The organism is Kitasatospora sp. NPDC056181 (genome assembly GCF_042266225.1).
Classification (GTDB): Bacteria; Actinomycetota; Actinomycetes; order Streptomycetales; family Streptomycetaceae; genus Kitasatospora.
The window spans coordinates 17213-40368 of sequence record NZ_JBHJUK010000041.1; the positions used below are offsets into that span (position 1 = coordinate 17213).

The following is a 23156-nucleotide window of genomic DNA, read 5'->3' on the forward strand; positions in this document are numbered from 1 at the left end:
GCCACCGGTAACAACTCCACAAGCTGGCCGTCCCCAGTGCCCTCTCCCCCCCAGGGCCCGGACGGTCATAGGACGGACCCGCGCCTCTCCCCCCCTGGCGCGGGTCCGTCGACTTTCGTCTCCGGACGGTTCCGCCTTTCGGCGCTCCCGGCGCCGGTCCGGGCCGGACAGAATCGTCCGTACCGGAAACGACCGAGGGGGGACGCCGTGGGAGAGATCGTCGGCGAGCTGATGACACTGTTCGCGGACGGGTTCCTGCGCAGGCTGCACGTGGCCCGCACCCGCCGCCGGCTGGCCGCGGGCCGGCCCGTCCGGGTGCCCTGCTCGGCCCGGTCCGACCGGCCCGGCTGGCAGCGCGCGTACGTCAACGGCCGGCTGCACATCACCCCGGGGGCCTCCGTCGCCGGCTTCGGCTCCCGTGTCCTCGGCCACAACGAACTGGCCGCCGGCGGCAGCTTCCACGAACCCGAGCCGGACACCTGGTACAGCCAGGACTGGGCCGCCACCACGTACCGGCCGCCCGGCGGCGGCCCGCCGGTCCACCTCCAGGTCGACAGCCGGTACCTGCCGCTCGTCCAGGCCGCGCTCACCGATCCCCGGTCCGTGCGGAAAGGCTGATCCGACCGGTTTCGGCATCGGGCCCGGATGCGTCAGACTGGTGTCTCGTGAGTGACTCCCCGCTGAACCCTGTGCCGATAGCCCGCGCCCGGGTGGTCCTGCTGTCCGGGCCCTCCGGATCGGGGAAGTCCTCGCTGGCCGAGCGCAGCGGCCTGCCGGTGCTCCAGCTCGACGACTTCTACAAGGACGGGGACGACCCCACCCTGCCGCTGCTGCCCGACGGCGCGGTCGACTGGGACTCCCCGCTCGCCTGGCACCGCGACCAGGCCGTCGCCGCGATCCGCAGCCTGCACGAGACCGGCCGTGCCGACGTCCCGGTGTACTCGATCCCGGACAACGGCCGCGTCTCCACCCGGGTGCTGGACCTGGCCGGCGCCCCCGCGTTCATCGCCGAGGGCATCTTCGCCGCCGAGATCACCTCCGACTGCGCCGCCGAGGGCGTCCTGGGCGATGCGCTCTGCCTGCGCAACGGCGCGCTGACCACCGCCTGGCGCCGGCTGCGCCGGGACGTCCGCGAGGGCCGCAAGTCGCTGCCGGTGCTGCTGCGCCGCGGCTGGCGGCTGATGCGGGCCGAGCGCTCGATCGTCGGCCGCCAGGTGGGCCTGGGCGCCCACCCGTGCACCGGCGCCGAGGCGGACCGGCGGATCCGCGCGGCGGCCTCGCGCGAGCTGTCGGCGGTCTGAGCCGCCGGGACGCAGCGGCCCGTCGTCGGCCACGCCCAGCAGGGCGCCGCCGAGCGGCAGGCACGGACGAACGAACGACGGGCCCGGTGCGTCTCCCCCGCACCGGGCCCGTCGCCTTCCCGGACGGCCGTCGGACTCCCCCGGCGGCGCCGCTCCCCCGAGCCGGCGCCACCAGTCCCGTGACCGTCCTCACCCGTCCCCCGACGGGAGTCCTCAATGTGTCGTACGCCGTTACGGCCTGCGGCCGTTACGCGACCAGCTCGCCGAACGCGCGGACGGTGTCGCCCGACTTGTTCAGGTGCTCGTCGTCGCGCAGCCGGCGCAGCGCGCGCCAGATGCTGCTCTTGACCGTGCCGACGCTGATGCCGAGCACGTCGGCGATCTCCGGGTCGGTCTTGCCCTCGTAGTACCGCAGGACCAGCATGGTCCGCTGGTTCTCGGGCAGCTTGGCCAGCGCCTGCCAGAGCACGGCGCGCAGCTCGGTGCCGCCCATCGCGTCGGTGTCGCCGGCCGTCTCCGGCAGCTCCTCGGTCGGGTACTCGCTGACCTTGCGGCGCCGCCAGGCGGAGATGTGCAGGTTGGTCATGGTGCGGCGGAGGTAGCCCCCGACCGCGGCCTTGTCGGTGATCCGGCCCCAGGCCCGGTAGGTGCTGAAGAGCGCGCTCTGCAGCAGGTCCTCGGCCTCGTAGCGGTCACCGGTGAGGTGGTACGCCGTGGCGTACAGGGAGGCGCGGCGCTCGCGCACGTACGCGGTGAACTCCTTGGTGTGGTCCTCCGCGACGGCCGAGTGCTCCCCCTGCGCGCCTCCCTGTCCCGCTTCGGTGGTGCGGGCTGCTGCGGGGTTCAGTCGCAGCAGCGTCGCACCGGCGGCCTCGCGGCCGGCCGACTCCCCCGAGTCGGCCTTCCGCAGGCCGGTCCCCCCGATCCCCCTGGTTCCCCCGTTACCCCCCAGGGCGTCCTTGCCCTCGACGCGGACGGGGAGGATCCCCCGCAGCGTGAGGGTGTTGGCGGAGTCGGCCGCACTCCCCATCCGGCCGATCCCGTACAGCTCCCCCTGCCTGCCGCCGCCGCTCACCCGGCGCGCGGCAGTGTTTCCACCGGTGCCGTGTGCGCACCCCCGTACGGTGACGGCACCGGAGGTCTCATCGGTCCTGACCTCGTACCGGGTCCGGTGGGTGGTCGCTGAGGAACGCGCGGTGCGGTCAGCCGGGTTGGTCCGGGCCTGAAGCATGGCGTTCATCGTGCGCCCCCTTGATCGGTACGAGCGGTTCCTGTTGCCGCCTTCCAGCCGGCCTGTTGGCCCGCTGTCCTGCGGCGACATGGAAAATCCTGCCCGCCGGTTGTGATGGCGCTGTCCGCCGACTGTCACAGGGGTGTCACAGGGGCGGGCCTTTCGTCCCGCACCCCCACCTGCCGTCACGGACGCCGGTAGCGCACATTCCGGTTCCCGCGCGGCCGGGGGCCGACGGGACGGTCCGGGCCGGGGGGTGATTCGGCGCCCCGGGTGGGCCAGAATGAGGCCGTGCCTTTCCTCCTTCTGATCGAGGACGACGACGCCATCCGGACCGGCCTCGAACTCGCCCTCACCCGCCAGGGCCACAAAGTGGCCACCGCCGCCTCCGGCGAGGACGGTCTGAGGCTCTTCAAGGAGCAGCGGCCGGACCTGATCGTGCTGGACGTCATGCTGCCCGGAATCGACGGCTTCGAGGTCTGCCGCCGCATCCGCCGCACCGACCAGCTGCCGATCATCCTGCTCACCGCCCGGTCCGACGACATCGACGTGGTCGTCGGTCTGGAGTCGGGTGCGGACGACTACGTGGTCAAGCCGGTGCAGCCGCGCGTCCTGGACGCCCGGATCCGGGCCGTGCTGCGCCGCGGCGAGCGGGAGAGCTCGGACTCCTCGGCGTACGGCAGCGTGGTGATCGACCGCGCGGCGATGACCGTCACCAAGGACGGAGAGGACCTCCAACTCACCCCGACCGAGCTGCGGCTGCTGCTGGAGCTCAGCCGCCGGCCCGGTCAGGCGCTCTCCCGGCAGCAGCTGCTGCGGCTGGTCTGGGAGCACGACTACCTCGGTGACTCCCGGCTGGTGGACGCGTGCGTGCAGCGGCTGCGGGCCAAGGTCGAGGACGTCCCCTCGGCGCCGACGCTGATCCGCACCGTGCGCGGGGTCGGCTACCGGCTGGACCCGCCGGCGTGACCGCGCCGGCCCGCCGGGTCCTCCCGCTCCCCTCGATATCCCTCTGATCCACCGATCCTCCGGTACGCGACGACAGGCTCCCGTGACTGACCATCAGACGACGACCCGCCGGTTCTCCTCGGGCCCGTGGCGACGGCTGCGCTCCCTTAGGGTGCGGCTGATCGCCGTGTTCGCCGCGGTCGCGCTGCTCACCGCCGTCTCGGCCTCCGGCATCGCCTACTGGCTGAACCGGGACGCGGTGCTCAAGCGCGCCCAGGACACCGCGCTCAACGACTTCCGGGTCTCGCTCAGCCGCAACGTCTCCGAGCTGCCGCTGAACGCCACCTGCGCCGAACTGGCCCAGCTCGCCTCCACCGTCGCCAGCTCCGGGCTCAGTTACGAGGTGGTGGTCACCGACGCCGCCCACCCGGACTGCACCGCCTCCTCGGACCCGTCGCGCTACACGCTCGCCAACGTCCCGGCCAAGCTCCAGGACATCGTCGCCAAGCAGCGCGACGTCACCGAGAGCAACCCGTACGCGTACCACCTGTACTGGCAGCGGCAGAACCTGGAGGGCCGCCCGTACGTCATCGGCGGCACCAAGGTGGTGCCGACCGGCCCGACCGCGTACATGTTCAAGTCGCTGGAGAACGAGCGGGCCGACCTCAACACGCTCGGCTGGTCGCTGGCCATCGCCACCCTGCTGGCGCTGATCGGCTCGGCGCTGCTCGCCCAGGCCGCCTCGGCGACGGTGCTGCGCCCGGTCAAGCGCCTCGGCGACGCCGCCCGGCGGCTCGGCGAGGGCCATCTGGACACCCGCCTGGAGGTCGACGGCTCGGACGAACTCGCCGACCTGGCAAGGACGTTCAACCGCACCGCGGAGTCGCTGCACGAGCAGGTCGAGGAGCTCAGCGCACGCGAGGCACAGAGCCGGCGGTTCGTCGCCGACATGTCGCACGAGCTGCGCACGCCGCTCACCGCGATGACCGCCGTCACGGACATCCTGGAGGACGAGGCCGAGTCGCTGGACCCGATGATCGAACCGGCGGTGCGGCTGGTGGTCAGTGAGACCCGGCGCCTGTCCGACCTGGTGGAGAACCTGATGGAGGTGACCCGCTTCGACGCCGGCACCGCCAAGCTGGTCGCCGACGAGGTGGACATCGCCGACCTGATCATGTCCTGCATCGACGGCCGGGCCTGGTACGACGCCGTCGAGCTGGACGCCCCGCGCGGCGTCCGGGCCGTCGTCGACCCGCGCCGGCTGGACGTCGTCTTCGCCAACCTCATCGGCAACGCGCTCAAGCACGGCGGCTCGCCGGTGCGGGTGAAGGTCCGTGAGACCGAGGACGCCATCACGGTGGAGGTCTCGGACAGCGGTCCCGGCATCCCCGAGGACGTGCTGCCGCACGTCTTCGACCGGTTCTACAAGGCGGACAAGGGGCGGGCCCGCTCGGAGGGCAGCGGGCTGGGGCTGTCGATCGCGATGGCCAACGCGCAGATCCACGGGGGGACGATCACGGCCGCCAACGGGGAGGTGGGGGCGGTGTTCACGCTGACGCTGCCGTTGACCCCGCCGTCTCCACCGGCCGCCGCTTCCGAGGAGAGTGCGCAGTGAGCGCCCGTTCGTTCCGTCTGCCCGCCGCCGCCACCGGCGCGGTGCTGATGCTCGCGCTCGCCACGGGCTGCGGGATCCGGCCGACCCCCGTCCCGGTGGACGCGGGCGCCCCGGCCAGCCGGACCGCCTGCCCGACGGCGCCGCAGATTCCCACCGCGCTGTCCACCCCCTCGCCCACCGGCCCGACGGCCCCCACCGCCCACACCTCGCCGAAGCCGGGCGCGAAGCCCTCGCCGTCGCCGGCCGTCGTCTCGCCCAGCGCCGCTGCGGACAACCCGTTCAGCGCGCTGCCGACGCCGTCCGCAGCGGCGTCCGCGACCTGCCGGTGACCGGCGCGGCCGGGCTCGCGGGCGTGCACCGGAATGTTCACGCCTCGCGTGGAACCGCCGTGCCACCGGCTCACGTCCTTCCCCGCGTGCAGCGAGATGGCACCAGGACACGCGACGAGCGTTCCGGCGTGCGGACCGAGACCGGGCCGGCGACGGCCGTCCGCCGTTCCCTCCGCATGGCGGGCCTCGTCGGACTCACCCTCCATCTGGTGCTGGCCGGCTGGCTGGTGCTGCGGCCACTGCCGGTGGCCTGGGTCTACGACGCCAACCTGACGCCGCTGGCGTCGCTCCGCTTCTCCACCGCCGGACAGCTCCTCGGCGAACTGCTGCTGCTGGCCCCGCTCGGCGTGCTGCTCCCGCTGGCCGGCGGCCGCCTCCGGGCCCCCTGGCTGCCGTCCTTCCTCCGCACCACCGGCGCCTCGGCCCTGCTGGCCACCGCGCTGGAGTTCCTCTCCTCCTGGACCCCGGGGCACGTCCTCGACGTCGACCACATCCTGTTCGCCGTCGTCGGCGTGGCCGCCGCCCACCTGGCCCTGGTCCCCGCCTCCCGTTCGCTGGCCCTCCACGCCGCCCGCCGCCACCCGGCCGCACCCCCGGCGACCCCGCGCCCGGCCCCGGCCGCGCCCGCCGCCGTCTACGCGGAGCCGGTCTCCTCCCCCGTCCGCTGAGGGGGGCGGCACCGCTGAGGGGGTGACCGCTGGTCGGGCACGGCTGGTCGGGCACGGCTCGTCGGTCACGGCTCGTCGGTCACGGCTCGTCGGTCACGGCTCGTCGGGCAGTTCCACGAAGTACCCGTCCACCACTCCCCACCGAGGGGGTGTGCGGCTCGCCGGGCAGTAGGAGGCCCACGGGGCCGACGCGTCGCACGGCCCGGGATCGATCAGCGTCCCGTCCTGCGGCGCGTCCCGCCCACACGAACGGCACCGCGCCATGGCGTGCGCACCCGCTTCCCGCAGCCGGGCCAGGGCGCCGTCCAGGTCACGCAGGCACCCCGCCCCGACGGTGGCCGGAAGCTCCTCCAGCAGCAGGCTGCTCTGCCAGGGGCCGAGACCGGTGAGGGAGCGGACGGCCCGGATCACCTCGATCCGCTGCTCCCCCGCGTCGGTCAGCACGACGACGAACTCGGGCTCCTCCACGCTCCCCCCGCTGTGGCGCTCGATCGGCGGGCCGCGGTGCCACGGCCCGGGACCGTCAGTTCCGGGACGACCGCGTGGCCCGGCGCCCCGCCACCACCAGGAGGCCCACGCCCATCGCCACCGCGGTGGCACCGGTGATCGCCATCGGCTCCGCCTTCGTCCCGCCGCCGGTCGACGCGAGCTTGGTGTCCTGGGGAGCGGCCGCCACGGCCGCCGGGCCCGCCACCGAGCCGGTGGACCGGGACACCGGGACGACCGCGGCACCCGACGAGGCCGGGGTCTCCGACCGGGCCCCGGCCGGGGCGGCCGGGCCGGCGGCGGGCGGCACCGGGGTGGACGACCTGCCGGGGGCGGCCGCGGCGGCGATGCCGAAGTCGGCCGCCGGGCCCGAGTGACGGACCTCCGTACCGCCCGGGGCGAGCGGGATGCTGGAGCCGGTGAACAGCACCTGGGCGGTGCTGTTCGGGACGTCCGCGGTGAAGGAGAGCCGGACGTTCACCGTCCGCGACTCGCCGTCGTGCAGGGCGATGACGGTGAGGTCCTGGCCGCCCGCCCGGAGCGTCAGCCGCAGTTGGCCGGGCTCACTCTGCCCCTCGTCGCTGGCGGCCAGCCACTCGCCCGCGGGCGTCTGGAAGTCGAGCCGGGTCGTCGCCGCGGTCAGCGCGTCGTTGCCCTGGAACGCGACCTGCGGGAGGAAGCGGATGTCCCTGCCGCTGTGGTTGGCGATCGTCAGCCCGAACGGCTGGGCGGCCGCTCCCCCGGTGAACATGGCCGGCACCCCGTCCATGCCGAGCGTCGGGGCACCGGGCACCGGGACCGGAGCCGGGGGCGGCGTGGTCGGGGTCCCGACGGGGGCGATGGTGAAGGAGCCGAGCGGGCTGATGGCGTAGGACGGCTGCTGCCACGCGGGCAGCCCGGGGTCCGAGACCGTGCTGCGGAAGAGCGCGCTCGCCCTGCCGCCACGGGCGTCGGCGGTCACGGCGAGGCGCAGCCGGTAGGTGACCGAGGCTCCCGCCGGCAGGTGCGGCTCGCCGCCGAACGCCTCCAGGTCCCACATGGCACCGACGTTGGCGCCGGCGTGGAGCCGGGGCGTCCTCCACTCCGTGCTGCCGGGTGCCTGGAACTCCAGCCTGAGCTGGGTCTCCCTGATCCCCGCGTCGACGTCCGCCACCGTGAACCCGCTCTGCGTGGCGACCTCGTGGTCGGCGGAGTTCCTGAGGGTGGCGGTGAACTCGACCGCCGGGGCTCCGGCGGTGAGCGTGCCGGGGAACCCGTCCAGCGTGATCAGCACCGGGTCGTTCTGGTTCTGGGTGCTCCCGACGGCCCGGGTGGCCCCGGGGGTCTGGGTGGATCCGACGGCCTGGGGGGTCCCGGGGGCCTGGGTCGCGCCGGCGGACACCGGAGCCGCGGGCGCGCCCTGGGCGGCGGCCAGGCCCGTGCCGGAGGCCACGGCGGTCGCCGCGGCCAGGGCAAGGAATCTGCGGTGCTGAGTACGCAATGGGACCTCACGGAAGAAGACGGGCAGTACCCGGGAGAAGGTGGGTCCCGGGGTGTGAGGGGCCGCCGATCGCCATTTCCCCTGCTGCTGCTTCGCCCCCAAACCCTGAGCAACGACGGCATGTTATCGGACGGTGTGATCCATCCGTGAAGGGGTTTCCGTCCCGGGAGAAGAACGGGAGACGTCGGGTGGGGGCGGGGCCCGCGCCCGCCCCCGCTATCCGGCCGCGCGGACCCTGCCGCCCACCTCGATCAGGCCCCCGGCCCGCAGCCCCGTGACGATCTGCGAGCCGCGCCCCTGGCTGATCGTCAGGTCGCGGCGCAGCTCGGCGGTCAGCAGCAGGGCGGCGGCGCCGGTGGCCTCGTCCTCGTCGATCCCGTCGCCGCGGCCGGGGAAGGCCCGCGCCCGGACGGTGCCGGCCGCCTCGTCCTGCCAGGCCCAGGCGTAGATCCACTCGCCCGGCGGCGGGACGTCCAGGGCCTCCACCTCCGCGGCCGAGCCGTACTGCTTCGTCGTCCGCCCGGGCGCCCACTCCGGGCGCGCCGAGATCCGGGTGAACTCGCCGTCGTGGCGCACACCGACGGCGCCGGCGGCGGTGACCAGCCGGTCCACCCCGAGCAGCCAGGCCGCGCCGACGCACGGGTGGCCGGCGAAGGGGAGGCGGACGCTGGGCGTGTAGATGTCGACGGCGCCGCGCACCGCATCGTCCACGAAGACGGTCTCGCTGAAGCCGAGTTCGCGGGCGAGCGCCAACCGGTCCGTCTCACTGGGGAGGGCGGCACCGTCGCGGACCACGCCGAGTTCGTTGCCGTGCGCACCGTCGGGGCCGCAGAAGACGCGAAGGACCTCATAGTCAGTCATCCGCCCAGCCAACCACGGCCGTGGCACGGACCGGTCATTGATCCGTGATGAAAAGGCGGGGGCGAATGTCGGCGGGCTCCAGTACTGTGCGCACTCGTTCCCCATCAGCAGTCGCTCCTCACCCCCCTCTCCCCACAGGAATGCCTCCGTGAATCTCGACTTCAGCGCCGAACCCCTTTTCTCCTGGTATGTCGTCCTGCTGGCGATCAGCGGCATCGCCATGGTCGTCCTCGGCGCCATCAATCTCGGTGGTGGGCTGAGCGGTGGCTGGCGCGCCGTCAACGTGCTCGCCGGCATGGCGTTCGCGGGCTACGCGTACTACCTCGCGTTCGTCTTCGAGGGCGGCGAGTACCGGATGTTCTTCCAGGCGTTCGTCCTGCCGCTGCTGCTGATAGCCAACGCGGTGAAGGCGCTGCTGGCGCGCGGCAACACGCCCGCCCCGCAGCCGGTCCCGGGCGCGGCGCCGTACAACCCGAACGCGCCGTACGACCCGAACGCGCAGTTCGGCCCCGGCGCGGCGTACAACCCGGGTGCTCCGCAGCACCCCGGTGCGCAGTACAACCCGTACGCCCAGTCGGCGCCCGTCCCGCCGCAGGGCGCCCCGGCCGCTCCGGCTCCGGCCGCTCCGCCCGTCCAGCCGCAGGCCCCGCAGCCGCCGGCCGTCTGATCCGCCGGGCCGGCACGGAGAACCCGGACCGGGCGCCGCGCTCCCCCTGGTGACGGTCGCGCCCGGCGGGCATCGGGCGCGACCGTACCGGCCGGGGTCCCGGCCGTCCGCCCGTCGCGGATGTGCGACGGGCGGACGGGCCGGTCACGGCGTGAGCCGGTGCAGGTCCCGGGGGAAGAGCGTGGTGCGGCGGACGTTGTCCGCCCCCGTCAGCCGCGCCGTCCACCGTTCCAGCCCGAGGGCGAAGCCGCCGTGCGGGGGCATGCCGTGGGCGAAGGAGCGCAGGTAGGCGGCGTACGGCTCCGGTGACTCGCCCCGGGCGGCGAGCGCGGCGAGGTAGTCCTCGTACCGGTGCAGCCGCTGGCCGCCGGTGACCAGCTCCAGTCCGCGGAAGAGCAGGTCGAAGCTGTTGGAGTACTCCGGCCGGCCCGGCTCGGGGTGCGTGTAGAACGGCCGCTTGCGCATCGGGTAGCCGACCACGAAGAGGAACTCGCTGCCGTGCTCGCGCAGCGCCCACTCACCGAGCCACCGCTCGTGCGCGGGTGCGAGGTCCGGCTCGTCGGCGCCCAGCAGCCGCATCGCGTCGGCGAAGTGGATCTGCGGGATCTCCGCCGGGACGACGGGCAGCTCCGCCCCGAGCAGCTCCACGGCGCCGGCGGCCCGGGTCCTCACCGACTCCAGCATCCCGGCGACGGCCTCGCGGACGACGGCCATCACCTCACGGTGGTCGGTGACGAAGCCGAGTTCGGCGTCGAGGCTGGTGTACTGGGCCAGGTGGCGGGCGGTGTCGTGCGGTTCGGCGCGGAAGACCGGCCCGGTCTCGTAGACGCGCTCGAAGACGCCGACCATGGCCTGCTTGAAGAACTGCGGCGACTGGGCGAGGTACGCGGGCCGGCCGAACCAGTCGAGGCCGAACACGTTGGCACCGGACTCGGTCGCCGAGGAGACCACCTTCGGCGTCTGGATCTCGGTGAAGCCGAGGCCGTCGAGCGCCGCGCGGAACCCGGCCACCGAGGCGGCGGAGATCCGGTGCGGGGCGGCGAGCCGCGGGTGCCGCAGCGTGACGGGCGCGCCGTCGAGGATGACGGGAAGGGTGGCCCGGACGTCCGGGCGGTAGAGGCTGAACGGCGGCGCCTCGGCGAGGCCGGACAGCACCTCGACGGTGGGGGCGGTCAGCTCGACGCCGTTCGGCGCCTGGGGGTTGGCGGTCACGGTGCCTCGGACCCGCAGCACCGTCTCCTCGGGGAAGTCGGCCTCCCCCTCGGGGGCGACCACCTGGGCGAGCCCGGAGCGGTCCCGCAGGACGAGGAAGGTGACGGACTTCAGTGCGCGGCGGCGGTGCAGCCAGCCGCAGAGTTCGATGGACTCGCCGATGTGGCCGGGTAGTCCGGCGGCCAGGACACGGGCGGTCGTCGGGTGGATCATCGCGGCCCTCCGGGGGCGTCGTGGTGATCCCTTGGAAGTGCGGGCGAGAAGGGGACTCGCGGTACCACCGCACCTTCGCCACCGCCCGAGGAGGACGGCGGCCTCGTTGCTGGCCCGGTGACGGGGGCCGGCCGGCGGGGCATTTCCTCCCCGCACTCAGGAGTGTCTTCCCTCCCGGACGCGAGGCCGCCTTCACAGCTGGTGGCGGCTCTCTCGGCTCGCGGGCCCCGGAGGTACTCGTCTCCCTCGACGCGTTGCAGGGAGAGTAGGCATCGCGTCACCGCCCGCGCAAGGCAAAATGCGCGCGGGCGGCCGGTGCGCCCGCCCGCCCCGTGCGCGGACGCGGAGCGGGCGTGAAGGGGAGACGAGCGGCCCACCCCGGAGTGGGAGGTCGGCCCCTCCGACTTCCTGCTCCCCCGCACACCCCCGCCACGGAATGTGGCCCGGATCACTCCCGCGCGTGTCACGTCCACCCCGCCCTCCTGTCCCATGGACGACTCCGGAACGCGGAGCCGAACACCGGAGGAAAGCGGGAACGGCCATGAAGGTACTGCTGGCGGGGGCGAGCGGTCTGCTGGGTCGGAAGATCACCCGGGAGCTGCGCGCGGCGGGACACGAGGTCGCCGGGCTCGGCCGCGGCGAGGGCAGCACCGTCCGCGCGGACCTGCTGGACCGCGAGGCCGTGCTGCGCGCGGTCGGCGCGCTCGCCTACGACGTCGCCGAGGGCCGGATCCACCACCTGCGCTTCCAGGTCAACCCGGAGAAGCTCCGCGGTCTCGCCTGATCGCACGGGCCGCCCGCCCCACGGGGCCGGACCGCCATCGGTCCGGCCCCGGACGAACGGACCCCGGCCGCGCCAGGATCAGGCCCGTCAGGATCAGGCCCGCCGGGGTCAGGCCGCCCCGCCCGCCGGGACGAACACCCCGGCGACGTCCGCCACGTGCTCGCCCTCCTCCGCCGTCCCCCAGTTCGGGTAGTACACCTCGCGCGAGCCGCCCACCCGGACGTACCCCTGCTCGGCGATCCAGCTGAGCACCGAGTCGTGCAGGGCGGCCATCGTCGCGAAGTCCCGGGGCCTCTTCGCCAGGGCCGTGTACGCCTCGCGGTGCGCGGGCTCGATCCGCACCCCGATCGGCCCCGCGGGCTCGACCGTGTTCGTCGTCGGGACGCAGACCTCGACCGGGCCGTCCGAGTCGTCGGTCACCAGGCCGTGGTACACGGTGAAGACCGGGCCGGACGGGCAGGCGCCGGTCGACCGCATGTGGTCGAAGATCGCCTCGGTGGCCCCGCCGAGGAAGTCCGGCAGACCTCCGGCGGTGACGTGGCGCCGGACGAACAGCACCTTCTGCTCGGGTACGTCGCGCTCGGCCATCTCGTACATGCGCGGAATCCTTCCGGCCAGAACCTCTCGGGCGTAGCCCACCGCCTCCCGGCGGGCCTCGTGCACGGACTGCTCCTTGCGCCAGTAGACGTCGAGCAGCCGGACGGACTCGGCCCCGCCCGGGTCCAGCACCCCGGCGATCAGGGCCAGCGGCATCCCGACGGCGCGCAGCAGCGCGATGCGCCGGGCCCGCTCGACCTGGTCCGGGCCGTAGCGGCGGAACCCGGTCCGCGGGTCGACGTGCGCGGGCGGCAGCAGCCCCCGGTCCCCGTACAGCCGCAGCGCCTTGTGGCTCAGCCCGGTCCTGGCCGCGAGCTCACCGATGCCGATCAAGTCCTCGTTCACGCCCCCACTCTTGCCCCTGCCCCAGGGGCAGAGGCAAGCGCCTGTGCCTGGAGCGGACGCCGCCCGGGGCGCCGCCCGGCCCGGTCTCCCGCCGAACCCGCGCGGTCCGGAAGCGGCGCTCCCACGGCGGCGGTCCTCCGGCGGCGGGCCTCCGGGGCGCCCCTGAGGTGAACCCCGAGAGTCCGTCCGCCTTGCAGGGGACGGAGGTCCGGGACGGGATCGCCATCCAGGCTGAGGATCCGGCGGCCGCCGCGGCGGAGCATGGAAGTACGCCGACCGGAGGGACCGGGCCAGGCGCGAAGACCAGGGAGACCGCCATGAGCCGCCTCGCCCGCCCCCGTCACCACCGCGTCATCGCCGGCGTCTGCGCCGGGATCGCCGAGCGCTTCGGCCTGACGCCGTGGACCGTCCGGATCATCTTCCTGGCGTCCTGCCTGCTGCCCGGCCCGCAGTTCCTGATCTACCTGGCGCTCTGGCTGCTGCTCCCCCAGGAGCCGTGACCGCGGGGGGCGGCGGGCGCCCCGCGGAACCGGAGCCCCCGGAGCACCGCGAGCCCCGGAACACCGCAGGGCCGCCCACGCCCCGGGATCACCGGGGTGCGGACGGCCCTCCGTACGACGGTCGGGTCAGCCGCCGAGGCCGGGCAGCGGCAGGGTCTGGGTCAGCCCGCCGAGCGGGGTGCTGCTCAGGCCGGGAACGCTCGGGACGGCGGCGCGGGGTGCGGCGTCGGCCGCCGGGGCGACGGCCTGGCCGGCGCTCGGGGCGAGGGTGCCGAGGGTGCCGGCCACCTTGTCACCGCCGGGCAGCTTGCCGGCGGTGTCGACGACGGCACCGGTGACGGCCGGGTTGGTCACCGCACCGGTGGGAAGCCCGAGGCCACCGGCCGCAGCGGGGTCGGCGGACGCGCTGCCGGCGCCGACCGCCGCAATGGCGATGCCGAGCACGGCGGTACCGGCGGCCTTGAGAGTGGCCTGCTTCATGTTCGTCCCCTTGGATCCTCGTCGGTGGCCGACATTCACGGCAGGCAGCGGGTTCCGCCGCCACGGCCGGTCGGCGTTGACTGGCACACCGTAGTGATTGGATCGCACGAGGATCAAAGGCGGTTAACCCACACGAGTGGGTAGTCAGATGAACGCCAACGCCCTTACGGGACAAAGGCGTTCATCCGACCACGCCGCCGCCCTCAGGAGCCGGCGCTGAACAGCCACTCCGCCTTGAGCTCGGCGTAGCCCGGCTTGATCACGTCGCTGATCATCGCCAGCCGCTCGTCGAACGGCAGGAACGCCGACTTCATCGCGTTCACCGTGAACCACTCCATGTCGCCCAGCGTGTAGCCGAACGCCTCCACCAGGTGCTCGAACTCGCGGCTCATGCTGGTGCCGCTCATCAGGCGGTTGTCGGTGTTGACCGTCACCCGGAACTTCAGTCGGCTGAGCAGCCCGATCGGGTGCTCGGCGTACGAAGTGGCCGCCGCCGTCTGGAGGTTCGAGGTCGGGCACATCTCCAGCGGGATGCGCTTGTCGCGCACGTACGCGGCCAGCCGGCCGAGCTCGACGCTGCCGTCCTCGTTCACCGTGATGTCGTCGACGATGCGGACGCCGTGGCCGAGCCGGTCGGCGCCGCAGCACTGCAGGGCCTCCCAGATCGACGGCAGGCCGAAGGCCTCGCCCGCGTGGATGGTGAAGTGGTTGTTCTCGCCCTTGAGGTAGTCGAAGGCGGCCTGGTGGCGGGTGGGGGGGTACCCGGCCTCGGCGCCGGCGATGTCGAAGCCGACGACGCCCGAGTCGCGGTGGCGGTTGGCCAGCTCGGCGATCTCGGAGGAGCGGGCGGCGTGGCGCATCGCGGTGATCAGGGTGCCGATGCGGATGCGGTGGCCGGCGGCGCGGGCGTTCGCCTCGCCGAGGCGGAAGCCCTCCTGGACGGCCTCGACGACCTCGTCGAGGGTCAGGCCGCCCTCCAGGTGCTGCTCGGGGGCGTAGCGGACCTCGGCGTAGACGACGCCGTCGGCGGCCAGGTCCTCGGCGCAGTCGGCGGCGACCTTGATCAGCGCCTCGCGGGTCTGCATCACGGCGCAGGTGTGCGCGAAGGTCTCCAGGTAGCGGACCAGCGAGCCGGAGTCGGCGGCCTCGCGGAACCACTCGCCGAGTGCCTTCGGGTCCTTGGTGGGGAGGCCCTCGTAGCCGACCGCGGCGGCCAGCTCGACGATGGTCTCCGGGCGCAGCCCGCCGTCGAGGTGGTCGTGCAGGAGCACCTTGGGGGCGCGGGCGATCTGGTCGGGGGTGGGAATCCGGGGGCCGGTGCCCGCGGTGGTGACAGGGATCTGGTTCTCCATTGCGGGAGTGTAGCTCCTACGCGCGTAGACAGGCCACACCCCACACTCCGGTTCGGCCGATGTGCACCTGGAATTCCACCGACTGGACGATCGGCGGCCCCGGGGAGGCCTCAGTCGTGCTGCAACAACCGCCCCCGCCGCGACAGCACGAAGTCCCGGAACGCCGCCACCGGCGGGGTCAGCGGCCGGCCCGCCGCCCACGCCAGCCCGATCGCCCGCCTGGTCCGCGGCGCCGTCACCTCCAGCTCCACCACCCCCGGCCGCGGCACCAGCGCGGGCGGCAGCAGCGCCACCCCCAGCCCGGCCGCGACCAGGCCGCGCAGCGTCTCCGCCTCCTCCCCCTCGAACGCGATCCGGGGCACGAAGCCGGCCTCCGCGCAGAACCCGTCGGTGATCGCGCGCAGCCCGTAGCCGCGCTCCAGCCCGACGAACGGGTCCTCGGCGACCTCGGCCAGCCGGATCCGGCGCCGCCCGGCGAGCCGGTGGTCGGCCGGGACGACCAGGTTCAGTCGCTGCTCGTCCAGCCGCCGCGCCACCAGCGCCGGGTCGTCGTCGGGCACCGGGGCGACCAGGCAGAGGTCCAGCTCGCCGGCGCGCAGCCGCTCCAGCATCGCGCCGACGTAGTCCTGCACCAGCTGGAAGCGCACCTGCGGGTGCGCCGCCCGGAACCCCCGCAGGAGCGCCGGGACGGCGTCCGTCCCCATGGTGTGGAGGAAGCCGAACGCGACCCGCCCGGCCGCCGGGTCCGCCTCCGCCCGGGCCGCCTCGGCGCCGCGCTCGACCTCGGCCAGGGCGCGCTCCACCGAGGCCAGCAGCAGCCGCCCGGCCCGGGTCAGCCGGACCGTCCGGCCCTGACGGGCCAGCAGGTCCACGCCCAGCTCCGCCTCCAGCCGGGCCACCGCCCGGGACAGCGTCGGCTGCGGCACGCCCAGCAGCGCGGCCGCCTGCGTCACGTGCTCCAGCCGGGCCACCGCCGCGAACTGGGCCAGCCGGGGCGCGAGCAGGGCGGCCGGCTCCTCCGGCCCCAACTCGGCGAGCCGGTGCGGCAGCCCGGGTTCCGCCATGCCGTCCGTCACCTCTGCGCCACCTTCACCACGACGACCTCGACTCATGCTCTGACGTATGGATTATCGGCCGATCATGCATTGGACGCATCAGCTGGGGCGGGCCTAACGTCGACGTCATGCAGCCCTCCAGTACCGGGGCATCCGTGGCCACTCCGGATGCCCTCGCCCAGCCGTCCCTCCGCACCGCAACCGCGGACGACCGCCACCGCCCCGGGCAGCGCGCCTTCCGACGCGCCAACCTCGCCCTCTTCGCCGCCGGTGTCGCGACCTTCGTCCTGCTCTACTCGACCCAGGGCCTGCTGCCGGTCCTGTCGGCCGACCTCGACCTCACCCCCGGCCAGGCCAGCTGGACGGCGTCGGCCGCCACCCTCGGCCTCGCCCTCGCCCTGCTCCCGGCCAGCGCGCTCTCCGACCGGTACGGGCGCACCGCGGTGATGACGGCCTCCACCCTGGCCGCCTCCGCCCTCGCCCTCGCCCTGCCGTTCGCCCCGGACCTCACCACCCTGGTCGTCCTGCGCGTCCTCCAGGGCGCCGCCCTCGCCGGACTGCCCGCCACCGCGATGGCCTACCTCGCCGAGGAGGTCCACCCCAGCGCCCTCGCCTCCGCGATGGGCCTGTACGTGGCCGGCAACAGCATCGGCGGCATGGGTGGCCGGCTGCTCTCCGGCTGGGTCGCGGCCGGCTTCGGCTGGCGCTGGGGCCTGGCCGCCTCCGCCGCCCTCGCGCTGCTCGCGGCGCTCGCCTTCCGGCTGCTGATCCCCGCCGCCCGCCACTTCACCCCGGTGCCGGTGGACGCCCGCGCCCTCGCCCGCACCGTCGGCCGGCACCTGCGCAACCCGCTGCTGGTCCGGCTGTACGCGCTCGGGCTGCTCTTCATGGCCGTGTTCGGCGCTGTCTACAACACCGTCGGCTACCGCCTGGTCTCCGCGCCGTTCCACCTGCCGGAGTCGGTCGCCGCCTCGATCTTCGTGGTCTACCTGGTCGGCACCGGCACCTCGGCCGCCGCCGGACGCCTCTCCGGCCGCCTCGGCCGCCGCGGCGCCCTCTACGTCGCCATCGGCGTGACCGCCGCCGGCCTGCTGCTCTCCCTCGCCGGCTCGCTGGTCTGCGCCCTGCTCGGCCTGGTCCTGATCACCGCCGGCTTCTTCGCCGGCCACGCCACCGCCTCCTCGGCCGTCGGCCGCACCGCCACCGAGGGCCGCGCCCAGGCCTCCGCGCTCTACCTGATCGCCTACTACCTGGGCAACAGCATCGGAGGCACCGTCGGCGCCGACGCCTACCACTCCACCGGCTGGTCCGGCGCCGCCGCCGTCGGCCTCACCGCCATGACCCTCGCCGCCGCCGTCACCCTCTACGCCACCCGCCAGGCCCACACCGCCCGCCGCGGCGTCCGGGCCGCCCACTGACCGCGCCTCACGGCGGATACCTGACGCAGGGTGTCAGGTATCCGCCATAGCGTTCCCCTCGTCCCGCCGGCCCGACCAGAGGAAAGCACCATGGCGACCTTCGTTCTCATCCCCGGCATGCTGCACGGCGCCTGGTGGTACCGGCCGCTCACCGACGGCCTGCGGGCCGCCGGGCACGAGGTGTACCCGCTGACGCTGACCGGGGTGAGCGAGCGCGGGCACCTGAACAACGCGGCGGTCAACCTGGACACGCACATCCAGGACGTGCTGGGGACGCTGGAGGCCGAGCAGCTCACCGACGTCGTACTGGTCGGGCACAGCTACGGAGGGATGGTCGCCTCCGGGGTGGCCGACCGGGCGCCGGAGCGGATCGGGGCGCTGGTCTACGCGGACGCCTTCGTCCCGCGTGACGGCGAGTCGGCCTACCAGATCGTCAACGAGGTCTGGAAGCAGCGCTACCTGGCCGGCGCCGCCGCGGGCGACGGCTCCACCGTGGTAGGCCTCAGCCCGTTCCTCGACCCGCGTGCCACGGTCCACCCGCTGGCCAGCCTGTTCCAGCCGGTCACCCTCACCGGTGCGGCCGACGCCGTCACCCGCCGCACCTACATCCACGCCGAGCGCTTCCCGGACACCCCGTTCCTGGAGACGGTCGCCCGCGTCCGCAACGACCCCGCCTGGACCGTCCACACCCTCCCCGTCGGCCACGACCTGGTCCGCGAGGCGCCGGACGAGTTCCTCAAGATCACCCTCGCCGCCGCCGGGTGACGACCGCCCCGGCTGTCGGCGGCCGCCGGTACGCTCCGGGCCGTGAGCATCGACCCTGCCGCGTACGCCCGGTTGCGTGAGATCGCGGACCGGCTTCCACAGGTACCGGGGATCGGGAAGGTCGAGATCGCCGACGGCGCGATCGTGGTGACGGCGTCGCCGGTCAAGCGGCACGAGCTCGCCGTCATCCGCATCGCCCGGCAGCTGAACGCCCAGCTTCCCCAGACACATCCCGGCCGCATCGCTCACGGCGGCGCCGACCTGGAGGACGCCGGGCTCGGCCGACTGCGGAATCCCGACCTGATGGTGTTCTCCGAGAAGGCTCTCGAAGGCGACCAGCCCGCGCTCCTGCCGCACGAGGTCCTGCTGGTCGTCGAGATCGTCTCGAAGTCCAATCCCGAGACCGACTACCGCAACAAGGTCCGCGACTACGCGGCCATGGGCATCCCGCTCTACCTGCTCGTGGACCCGCGCAAGGGCACCGGCATCATCCACGACGAACCCGGCTACACCTCGCGCAAGGAGTTCGCCTTCGGCGACACCGTCACCGTCGGCCCGTGGACCCTCGACACCAGCGGTCTGCTCACGTACGCCTGATCAGGCGTACGTGAGCAGACGTGCGGCTCACGCAATACGGTCCAGCACGATCGGGTTCGGGGTGAACGGCGTGCCGGCCGGGGCGACCTCGATGCCGCCGGCGAGCGCCTCGACGGCGTAGTCGTAGCGCTCGGGGGTGTCGGTGTGCAGGGTCAGCAGGGGCTGGCCGGCCACCACGGTGTCGCCGGGCTTGGCGTGCATCTCGACGCCGGCGCCGGCCTGCACCGGGTCCTCCTTGCGGGCGCGGCCCGCGCCGAGGCGCCAGGCGCAGACGCCGACGGCGTACGCGTCCAGCGTGGTGAGGACGCCCGAGGCCGGGGCGGTGATGACGTGCTGCTCGCGGGCGACGGGCAGCGGGGCGTCGACGTCGCCGCCCTGGGCGGCGATCATGCGGCGCCAGTGGTCCATCGCGGAGCCGTCGCGCAGCGCGTCGGCCGGGTCCTTGCCGTGCACGCCGGCCGCGGCGAGCATCTCGCGGGCCAGCGCGATGGTCAGCTCGACGACGTCGGCGGGGCCGCCGCCGGCCAGCACCTCGACCGACTCGCGGACCTCCAGCGCGTTGCCCGCGGTGAGGCCGAGCGGGGTGGACATGTCGGTGAGCAGGGCGACGGTGTTGACGCCGGCCGAGGTGCCGAGGCCGACCATGGTGCGGGCCAGCTCACGGGCGTCGTCGAGGTTCTTCATGAAGGCGCCGGAGCCGACCTTGACGTCCAGCACCAGGGCACCGGTGCCCTCGGCGATCTTCTTGGACATGATCGAGGAGGCGATCAGCGGGATCGCCTCGACGGTGCCGGTGACGTCGCGCAGGGCGTACAGCTTCTTGTCGGCGGGGGCGAGGCCGTCGCCGGCCGCACAGATCACCGCGCCGGCGTCGCGCAGCACCTGGAGCATCTCCTCGTTGGAGAGCAGGGCGCGCCAGCCGGGGATGGACTCCAGCTTGTCGAGGGTCCCGCCGGTGTGGCCGAGGCCGCGGCCGGAGAGCTGCGGGACGGCGGCGCCGCAGGCGGCGACCAGCGGGGCGAGCGGCAGGGTGATCTTGTCGCCGACGCCGCCGGTGGAGTGCTTGTCGCTGGTCGGCTGCGCCAGCGAGGAGAAGTCCATCCGGACGCCGGAGCGGATCATCGCGTCGGTCCAGCGGCTGATCTCCCGCAGGTTCATGCCGTTGAGCAGGATGGCCATGGCGAGGGCGGACATCTGCTCGTCGGCGACGTCGCCGCGGGTGTAGGCGTCGATGACCCAGTCGATCTGAGCGTCGCTCAGCTCTCCGCGGTCGCGCTTGGTCCTGATGACGGAGATGGCGTCCATGGCTGCTCCATTGCTACCGGAGGGGTTCGAAAGCTGTGATTCGAAAGGCTGTGAAAAGCGAAGAGTGTCGCGAGGTGGCCGGATTGCGGCCCACTCGCGACACTCTACGCGCGTAACAAAGGCAAAGACTAGAGCCGCTCCGGCCCGAACGCGTCGGGCAAGACGTCACTCATCGGCTTCACGCCGGACGGCAGCTCGATCAGCATTTCCGGACCGCCGTGCTCGTACAGCAGCTGGCGGCAACGACCGCACGGCATCAGCAGCTGACCGCCCCCGTCCACACAGGTGAACGCGGTCAGCCGGCCGCCGCCGCTCGCGTACAGCGCGGAGACCAGGCCGCACTCGGCGCAGAGGCCGAGCCCGTACGAGGCGTTCTCCACGTTGCAGCCGGTGACCAGCCGCCCGTCGTCCACCAGCGCCGCCGCGCCGACCGGGAACTTGCTGTACGGGGCGTAGGCGTGGCCCATCGCCTCGCGCGCGGCCGCGCGCAGCGCCTCCCAGTCGACCGCCGGGGCGGGCGTCACTTGCCCTCGCCCTTGCGGTAGATCTGGCCGTCGGCCTTCGGCGGACGCAGCCGCTGCGAGGCCAGCGAGAGCACCACCAGGGTGATCACGTACGGCGTGGCGACGATCAGCGGACGCTGCACCTCGTCGGTGGTCGCGTACCAGGCGAACAGGCCGCCGGAGACCACGAAGGTGATCACCGCGCTGGTCATCTTGCGGCGGTACACGTGCCAGAGCGCCAGCAGGAACATCGCGATCGCGACCGTCAGGATCAGCACGTGCACCGACTCCGGGTCACGGAGCTGGAGGCTGTCGGTGAAGCCGAACAGGCCGGCGCCCATGGCGAGGCCGCCCGGCAGCCAGTTGCCGAAGATCATCGCCGCGAGGCCGATGAAGCCCCGGCCGAGGGTCTGGCCGTCCTTGTAGAAGTGCGCGGCGACCAGCGAGAGGTACGCACCGCCGAGACCCGCGAAGGCACCGGAGGCGACGACCGCGTAGTACTTGTACTTGTAGACGTTGACGCCCAGCGACTCGGCCGCGGTCGGGTTCTCGCCGCAGGAGCGCAGGCGCAGGCCGAACACCGTGCGCCAGAGGATGAAGTAGGTGGCCACGATCAGCGCACCGGCCAGCGGCACCACCACGGAGATGTTGGTGACCAGGCCGCCGAGCACGCCCGCCACGTCCGACACCAGGAACCAGTGGTTGGTCTCGATGTCCTTCAGCCACGAGGAGAGGCCGGGGATGGTGATGTACGGCAGCGGATCGGCCGGCGGGGACTGGTTCGCACCGGCGCCGACGGAGATGTAGTCCTTGTAGTAGATCCGGTTGACGTACGCACAGATGCCGGGGATCAGCAGGTTGATGCCGACGCCGGAGACGATGTGGTCGACGCCGAAGGTGACGGTGATGACGGCGTGCAGCAGGCCGCCGAGCGCGCCGCCGAGCATGCCGGCCAGCAGACCGACCCACGGGTTGTACAGGTAACCGGCCCAGGCGCCGCAGAAGGTGCCGGCGACCATCATGCCTTCGAGGCCGATGTTGACCACGCCGGCCCGCTCGGACCAGAGACCGCCCAGACCGGCCATGCCGATCGGCACGGCGGCGCTCAGCGCGGCGGTGACCTGACCGGAGGAGGTCAGCGAGTGGTTGCCGGTGGCCATGCCCACGGCGGAGAAGAGGACCAGGGCGCCGGCGATCAGCAGCAGTACCACGGGCCAGGACATCTTGCGCTTCTTGGCGGGGGCGCCCGGCGCCTTCGCACGGGCAGCGGTGGCGGTACTCATGCCGACACCTCCTTCTTCTCGTTGGCGGCGGCCTGGGCGGCGAGTTCGGCGCCGACCTTCTGCTGCTGGCGCTTGAGGCCGTAACGACGCACCAGCTCGTACGCGACGACGACGCAGATGACGATGGTGCCCTGCATGACCGGGACGATCTCCTGCGGGAACCCGCCCTGGTTCGGCAGCAGCGCGCCGGTGGTGTCCAGGAAGGAGAAGAGCAGCGCCGAGAAGGCCATGCCGATCGGGCTGTTGCGGCCCAGCAGCGCGACCGAGATGCCCAGGAAGCCGAGGCCGGGCTGGAAGCTCTGGCCGAAGTAGTACGAGTTCTGCAGCAGCTCGGGCAGGCCGATCAGGCCGGCCAGCGCACCGGAGACCAGCATCGAGATGACGATCATGCGCTTGACGTTCACGCCGGACGCGGTGGCCGCGGACTCCGAGCGGCCGGTGGCCCGCAGGTCGAAGCCGAAGCGGGTGCGGGTCAGGGTGAACTGGAACGCCACGCCGACCAGGATCGCGATGAAGAGGAAGCCGTAGAGCGGGCCGCCGTTGGTGTCCAGCGCGAAGAAGTGGCTGGACTCCGAGACCGGGGCGGTCTGGATCGCGTTGGTGGTGCCGCCCTTCTCCGGCGCGAAGATGCCGGGGACGAGCAGCAGACCGACGATGGCGATCGCGATCGCGTTCAGCATGATGGTCGAGATGACCTCGCTGACGCCGCGGAAGACCTTCAGCAGACCGGCGATGCTCGCGTACAGGCCGCCGACCAGCATGGCGGTGATCAGCAGCAGCGGGATCTGGATGAACGACGGCAGGTCGAGCCGGCTGCCGACGTACGCCGCGAACAGCGCCGCGACCTTGTACTGGCCCTCGACACCGATGTTGAAGAGGTTCATCCGGAAGCCGAACGCGGCGGCCGCGGCGGCCAGGTAGTACGTGGTGGCCCGGTTCAGGATCAGCACCTGGCCGTCGGCCTTGGTGCCGAACGTGACCATCACGTCCCAGGCGTCGAACGGGTTCTTGCCCGAGGTCGCCAGCAGGACCGAGCAGATCGCCACCGACAGCACGACGGCGAGTACCGGCGCCGCGAGGGCGAGCACGATCTTCTCGACGCTGAACCGCTGCGCCAGCGAGCTCTTGGCCGCGGGGGCGGCGGGGTTGGGACTGGTCATG

The 23156-nt window shown here is 73.4% G+C and carries 25 protein-coding genes; 12 read left to right on the plus strand and 13 right to left on the minus strand.

What is annotated here, in order from left to right; translation table 11 throughout:
• Window positions 1-207: 207 nt before the first annotated feature.
• Both ACFC1F_RS17665 and ACFC1F_RS17670 read left to right on the plus strand, forming a co-directional pair.
• Window positions 208-618 carry a hypothetical protein gene (locus ACFC1F_RS17665; RefSeq protein WP_376159271.1) on the plus strand — a complete coding sequence of 137 codons (411 nt, stop codon included), beginning with the start codon at window positions 208-210 and terminating at the stop codon, window positions 616-618.
• Window positions 619-665: 47 nt separating this feature from the next.
• Window positions 666-1301, plus strand: coding sequence for an ATP-binding protein (locus ACFC1F_RS17670; protein ID WP_376159273.1), 636 nt, complete (start codon window positions 666-668; stop codon window positions 1299-1301).
• A gap of 247 nt (window positions 1302-1548) precedes the next feature.
• On the opposite strand, the gene ACFC1F_RS17675 is transcribed toward ACFC1F_RS17670, so the two are convergent.
• Complete coding sequence (locus ACFC1F_RS17675; protein ID WP_374106187.1) at window positions 1549-2532, minus strand: SigE family RNA polymerase sigma factor; 984 nt, start codon at window positions 2530-2532, stop codon at window positions 1549-1551.
• Between the two features lie 291 nt (window positions 2533-2823).
• Here ACFC1F_RS17675 and ACFC1F_RS17680 point away from each other — a divergent pair, with 291 nt between their 5' ends.
• The 4 genes from ACFC1F_RS17680 (at window position 2824) to ACFC1F_RS17695 (ending at window position 6092) form a co-directional block, all read left to right on the plus strand.
• Window positions 2824-3501: a response regulator transcription factor gene (locus tag ACFC1F_RS17680; protein WP_148644494.1), complete on the plus strand. Its 678-nt coding sequence runs from the start codon at window positions 2824-2826 to the stop codon at window positions 3499-3501.
• An 82-nt stretch (window positions 3502-3583) separates the two neighbouring features.
• Complete coding sequence (locus ACFC1F_RS17685) at window positions 3584-5095, plus strand: HAMP domain-containing sensor histidine kinase (protein WP_209416751.1); 1512 nt, start codon at window positions 3584-3586, stop codon at window positions 5093-5095.
• Window positions 5092-5424 (plus strand): hypothetical protein, encoded by a 333-nt coding sequence (locus ACFC1F_RS17690; RefSeq protein ID WP_376159276.1) that lies wholly within the window; start codon window positions 5092-5094, stop codon window positions 5422-5424. The genes ACFC1F_RS17685 and ACFC1F_RS17690 overlap by 4 nt, the downstream gene beginning before the upstream one ends.
• 128 nt (window positions 5425-5552) lie before the next feature.
• The gene (locus ACFC1F_RS17695; RefSeq protein WP_376159278.1) at window positions 5553-6092 is read left to right on the plus strand and encodes a VanZ family protein; all 540 of its coding nucleotides are present in this window, start codon (window positions 5553-5555) and stop codon (window positions 6090-6092) included.
• Window positions 6093-6185: 93 nt separating this feature from the next.
• Here the strand turns inward: ACFC1F_RS17695 and ACFC1F_RS17700 are convergent, their stop codons facing one another.
• The 3 genes from ACFC1F_RS17700 to ACFC1F_RS17710 all read right to left on the minus strand — a co-directional run bounded on the left by ACFC1F_RS17700 (window position 6186) and on the right by ACFC1F_RS17710 (window position 8919).
• Window positions 6186-6560, minus strand: coding sequence for a ribosomal protein L7/L12 (locus tag ACFC1F_RS17700; RefSeq protein ID WP_376159280.1), 375 nt, complete (start codon window positions 6558-6560; stop codon window positions 6186-6188).
• Between the two features lie 55 nt (window positions 6561-6615).
• Window positions 6616-8058: a hypothetical protein gene (locus tag ACFC1F_RS17705; protein WP_376159282.1), complete on the minus strand. Its 1443-nt coding sequence runs from the start codon at window positions 8056-8058 to the stop codon at window positions 6616-6618.
• 216 nt (window positions 8059-8274) lie between these two features.
• Entirely contained in the window at window positions 8275-8919 is a 645-nt protein-coding gene (locus ACFC1F_RS17710) for a PhzF family phenazine biosynthesis protein (protein ID WP_376159284.1), read from the minus strand.
• A 148-nt stretch (window positions 8920-9067) separates the two neighbouring features.
• Here ACFC1F_RS17710 and ACFC1F_RS17715 point away from each other — a divergent pair, with 148 nt between their 5' ends.
• The gene (locus tag ACFC1F_RS17715) at window positions 9068-9586 is read left to right on the plus strand and encodes a hypothetical protein (RefSeq protein WP_376159286.1); all 519 of its coding nucleotides are present in this window, start codon (window positions 9068-9070) and stop codon (window positions 9584-9586) included.
• 144 nt (window positions 9587-9730) lie between these two features.
• On the opposite strand, the gene aspS is transcribed toward ACFC1F_RS17715, so the two are convergent.
• Window positions 9731-11011, minus strand: coding sequence for an aspartate--tRNA(Asn) ligase (aspS, locus tag ACFC1F_RS17720; protein ID WP_376159288.1), 1281 nt, complete (start codon window positions 11009-11011; stop codon window positions 9731-9733).
• A gap of 541 nt (window positions 11012-11552) precedes the next feature.
• On the opposite strand from aspS, the gene ACFC1F_RS17725 reads away from it, so the two are divergent.
• Window positions 11553-11795, plus strand: coding sequence for an NAD-dependent epimerase/dehydratase family protein (locus ACFC1F_RS17725; protein ID WP_376159290.1), 243 nt, complete (start codon window positions 11553-11555; stop codon window positions 11793-11795).
• 108 nt (window positions 11796-11903) lie between these two features.
• Here the strand turns inward: ACFC1F_RS17725 and ACFC1F_RS17730 are convergent, their stop codons facing one another.
• A complete protein-coding gene (locus tag ACFC1F_RS17730) occupies window positions 11904-12737 on the minus strand; it encodes a MerR family transcriptional regulator (protein WP_376159292.1) in 834 nt (277 codons plus the stop codon).
• 317 nt (window positions 12738-13054) lie between these two features.
• Between ACFC1F_RS17730 and ACFC1F_RS17735 the strand changes: the two genes are divergently transcribed.
• Window positions 13055-13237: a PspC domain-containing protein gene (locus ACFC1F_RS17735; RefSeq protein ID WP_209416762.1), complete on the plus strand. Its 183-nt coding sequence runs from the start codon at window positions 13055-13057 to the stop codon at window positions 13235-13237.
• A gap of 126 nt (window positions 13238-13363) precedes the next feature.
• Here the strand turns inward: ACFC1F_RS17735 and ACFC1F_RS17740 are convergent, their stop codons facing one another.
• From ACFC1F_RS17740 to ACFC1F_RS17750, 3 genes are all read right to left on the minus strand, one after another.
• A complete protein-coding gene (locus ACFC1F_RS17740) occupies window positions 13364-13717 on the minus strand; it encodes a hypothetical protein (protein WP_376159294.1) in 354 nt (117 codons plus the stop codon).
• A gap of 203 nt (window positions 13718-13920) precedes the next feature.
• Complete coding sequence (locus ACFC1F_RS17745) at window positions 13921-15069, minus strand: adenosine deaminase (protein ID WP_209416764.1); 1149 nt, start codon at window positions 15067-15069, stop codon at window positions 13921-13923.
• Window positions 15070-15179: 110 nt separating this feature from the next.
• A complete protein-coding gene (locus tag ACFC1F_RS17750) occupies window positions 15180-16133 on the minus strand; it encodes a LysR family transcriptional regulator (RefSeq protein WP_148644483.1) in 954 nt (317 codons plus the stop codon).
• Window positions 16134-16252: 119 nt separating this feature from the next.
• Between ACFC1F_RS17750 and ACFC1F_RS17755 the strand changes: the two genes are divergently transcribed.
• From ACFC1F_RS17755 to ACFC1F_RS17765, 3 genes are all read left to right on the plus strand, one after another.
• Window positions 16253-17542 (plus strand): MFS transporter, encoded by a 1290-nt coding sequence (locus tag ACFC1F_RS17755; RefSeq protein WP_376159297.1) that lies wholly within the window; start codon window positions 16253-16255, stop codon window positions 17540-17542.
• Window positions 17543-17632: 90 nt separating this feature from the next.
• Window positions 17633-18307: an alpha/beta fold hydrolase gene (locus tag ACFC1F_RS17760; RefSeq protein ID WP_209416766.1), complete on the plus strand. Its 675-nt coding sequence runs from the start codon at window positions 17633-17635 to the stop codon at window positions 18305-18307.
• A gap of 42 nt (window positions 18308-18349) precedes the next feature.
• Complete coding sequence (locus ACFC1F_RS17765; protein WP_376159299.1) at window positions 18350-18904, plus strand: Uma2 family endonuclease; 555 nt, start codon at window positions 18350-18352, stop codon at window positions 18902-18904.
• A 27-nt stretch (window positions 18905-18931) separates the two neighbouring features.
• Here the strand turns inward: ACFC1F_RS17765 and ACFC1F_RS17770 are convergent, their stop codons facing one another.
• From ACFC1F_RS17770 to ACFC1F_RS17785, 4 genes are all read right to left on the minus strand, one after another.
• Window positions 18932-20209 carry a thymidine phosphorylase gene (locus ACFC1F_RS17770; RefSeq protein WP_209416767.1) on the minus strand — a complete coding sequence of 426 codons (1278 nt, stop codon included), beginning with the start codon at window positions 20207-20209 and terminating at the stop codon, window positions 18932-18934.
• Between the two features lie 128 nt (window positions 20210-20337).
• The gene (locus ACFC1F_RS17775) at window positions 20338-20733 is read right to left on the minus strand and encodes a cytidine deaminase (protein WP_376159301.1); all 396 of its coding nucleotides are present in this window, start codon (window positions 20731-20733) and stop codon (window positions 20338-20340) included.
• Window positions 20730-21995, minus strand: a complete 1266-nt coding sequence (locus ACFC1F_RS17780; protein ID WP_209416769.1) for an ABC transporter permease — start codon at window positions 21993-21995, stop codon at window positions 20730-20732. Before ACFC1F_RS17780 ends, ACFC1F_RS17775 begins: the two co-directional genes overlap by 4 nt.
• The gene (locus ACFC1F_RS17785) at window positions 21992-23155 is read right to left on the minus strand and encodes an ABC transporter permease (protein WP_376159304.1); all 1164 of its coding nucleotides are present in this window, start codon (window positions 23153-23155) and stop codon (window positions 21992-21994) included. The genes ACFC1F_RS17780 and ACFC1F_RS17785 overlap by 4 nt, the downstream gene beginning before the upstream one ends.
• Window position 23156 lies beyond the last annotated feature (1 nt).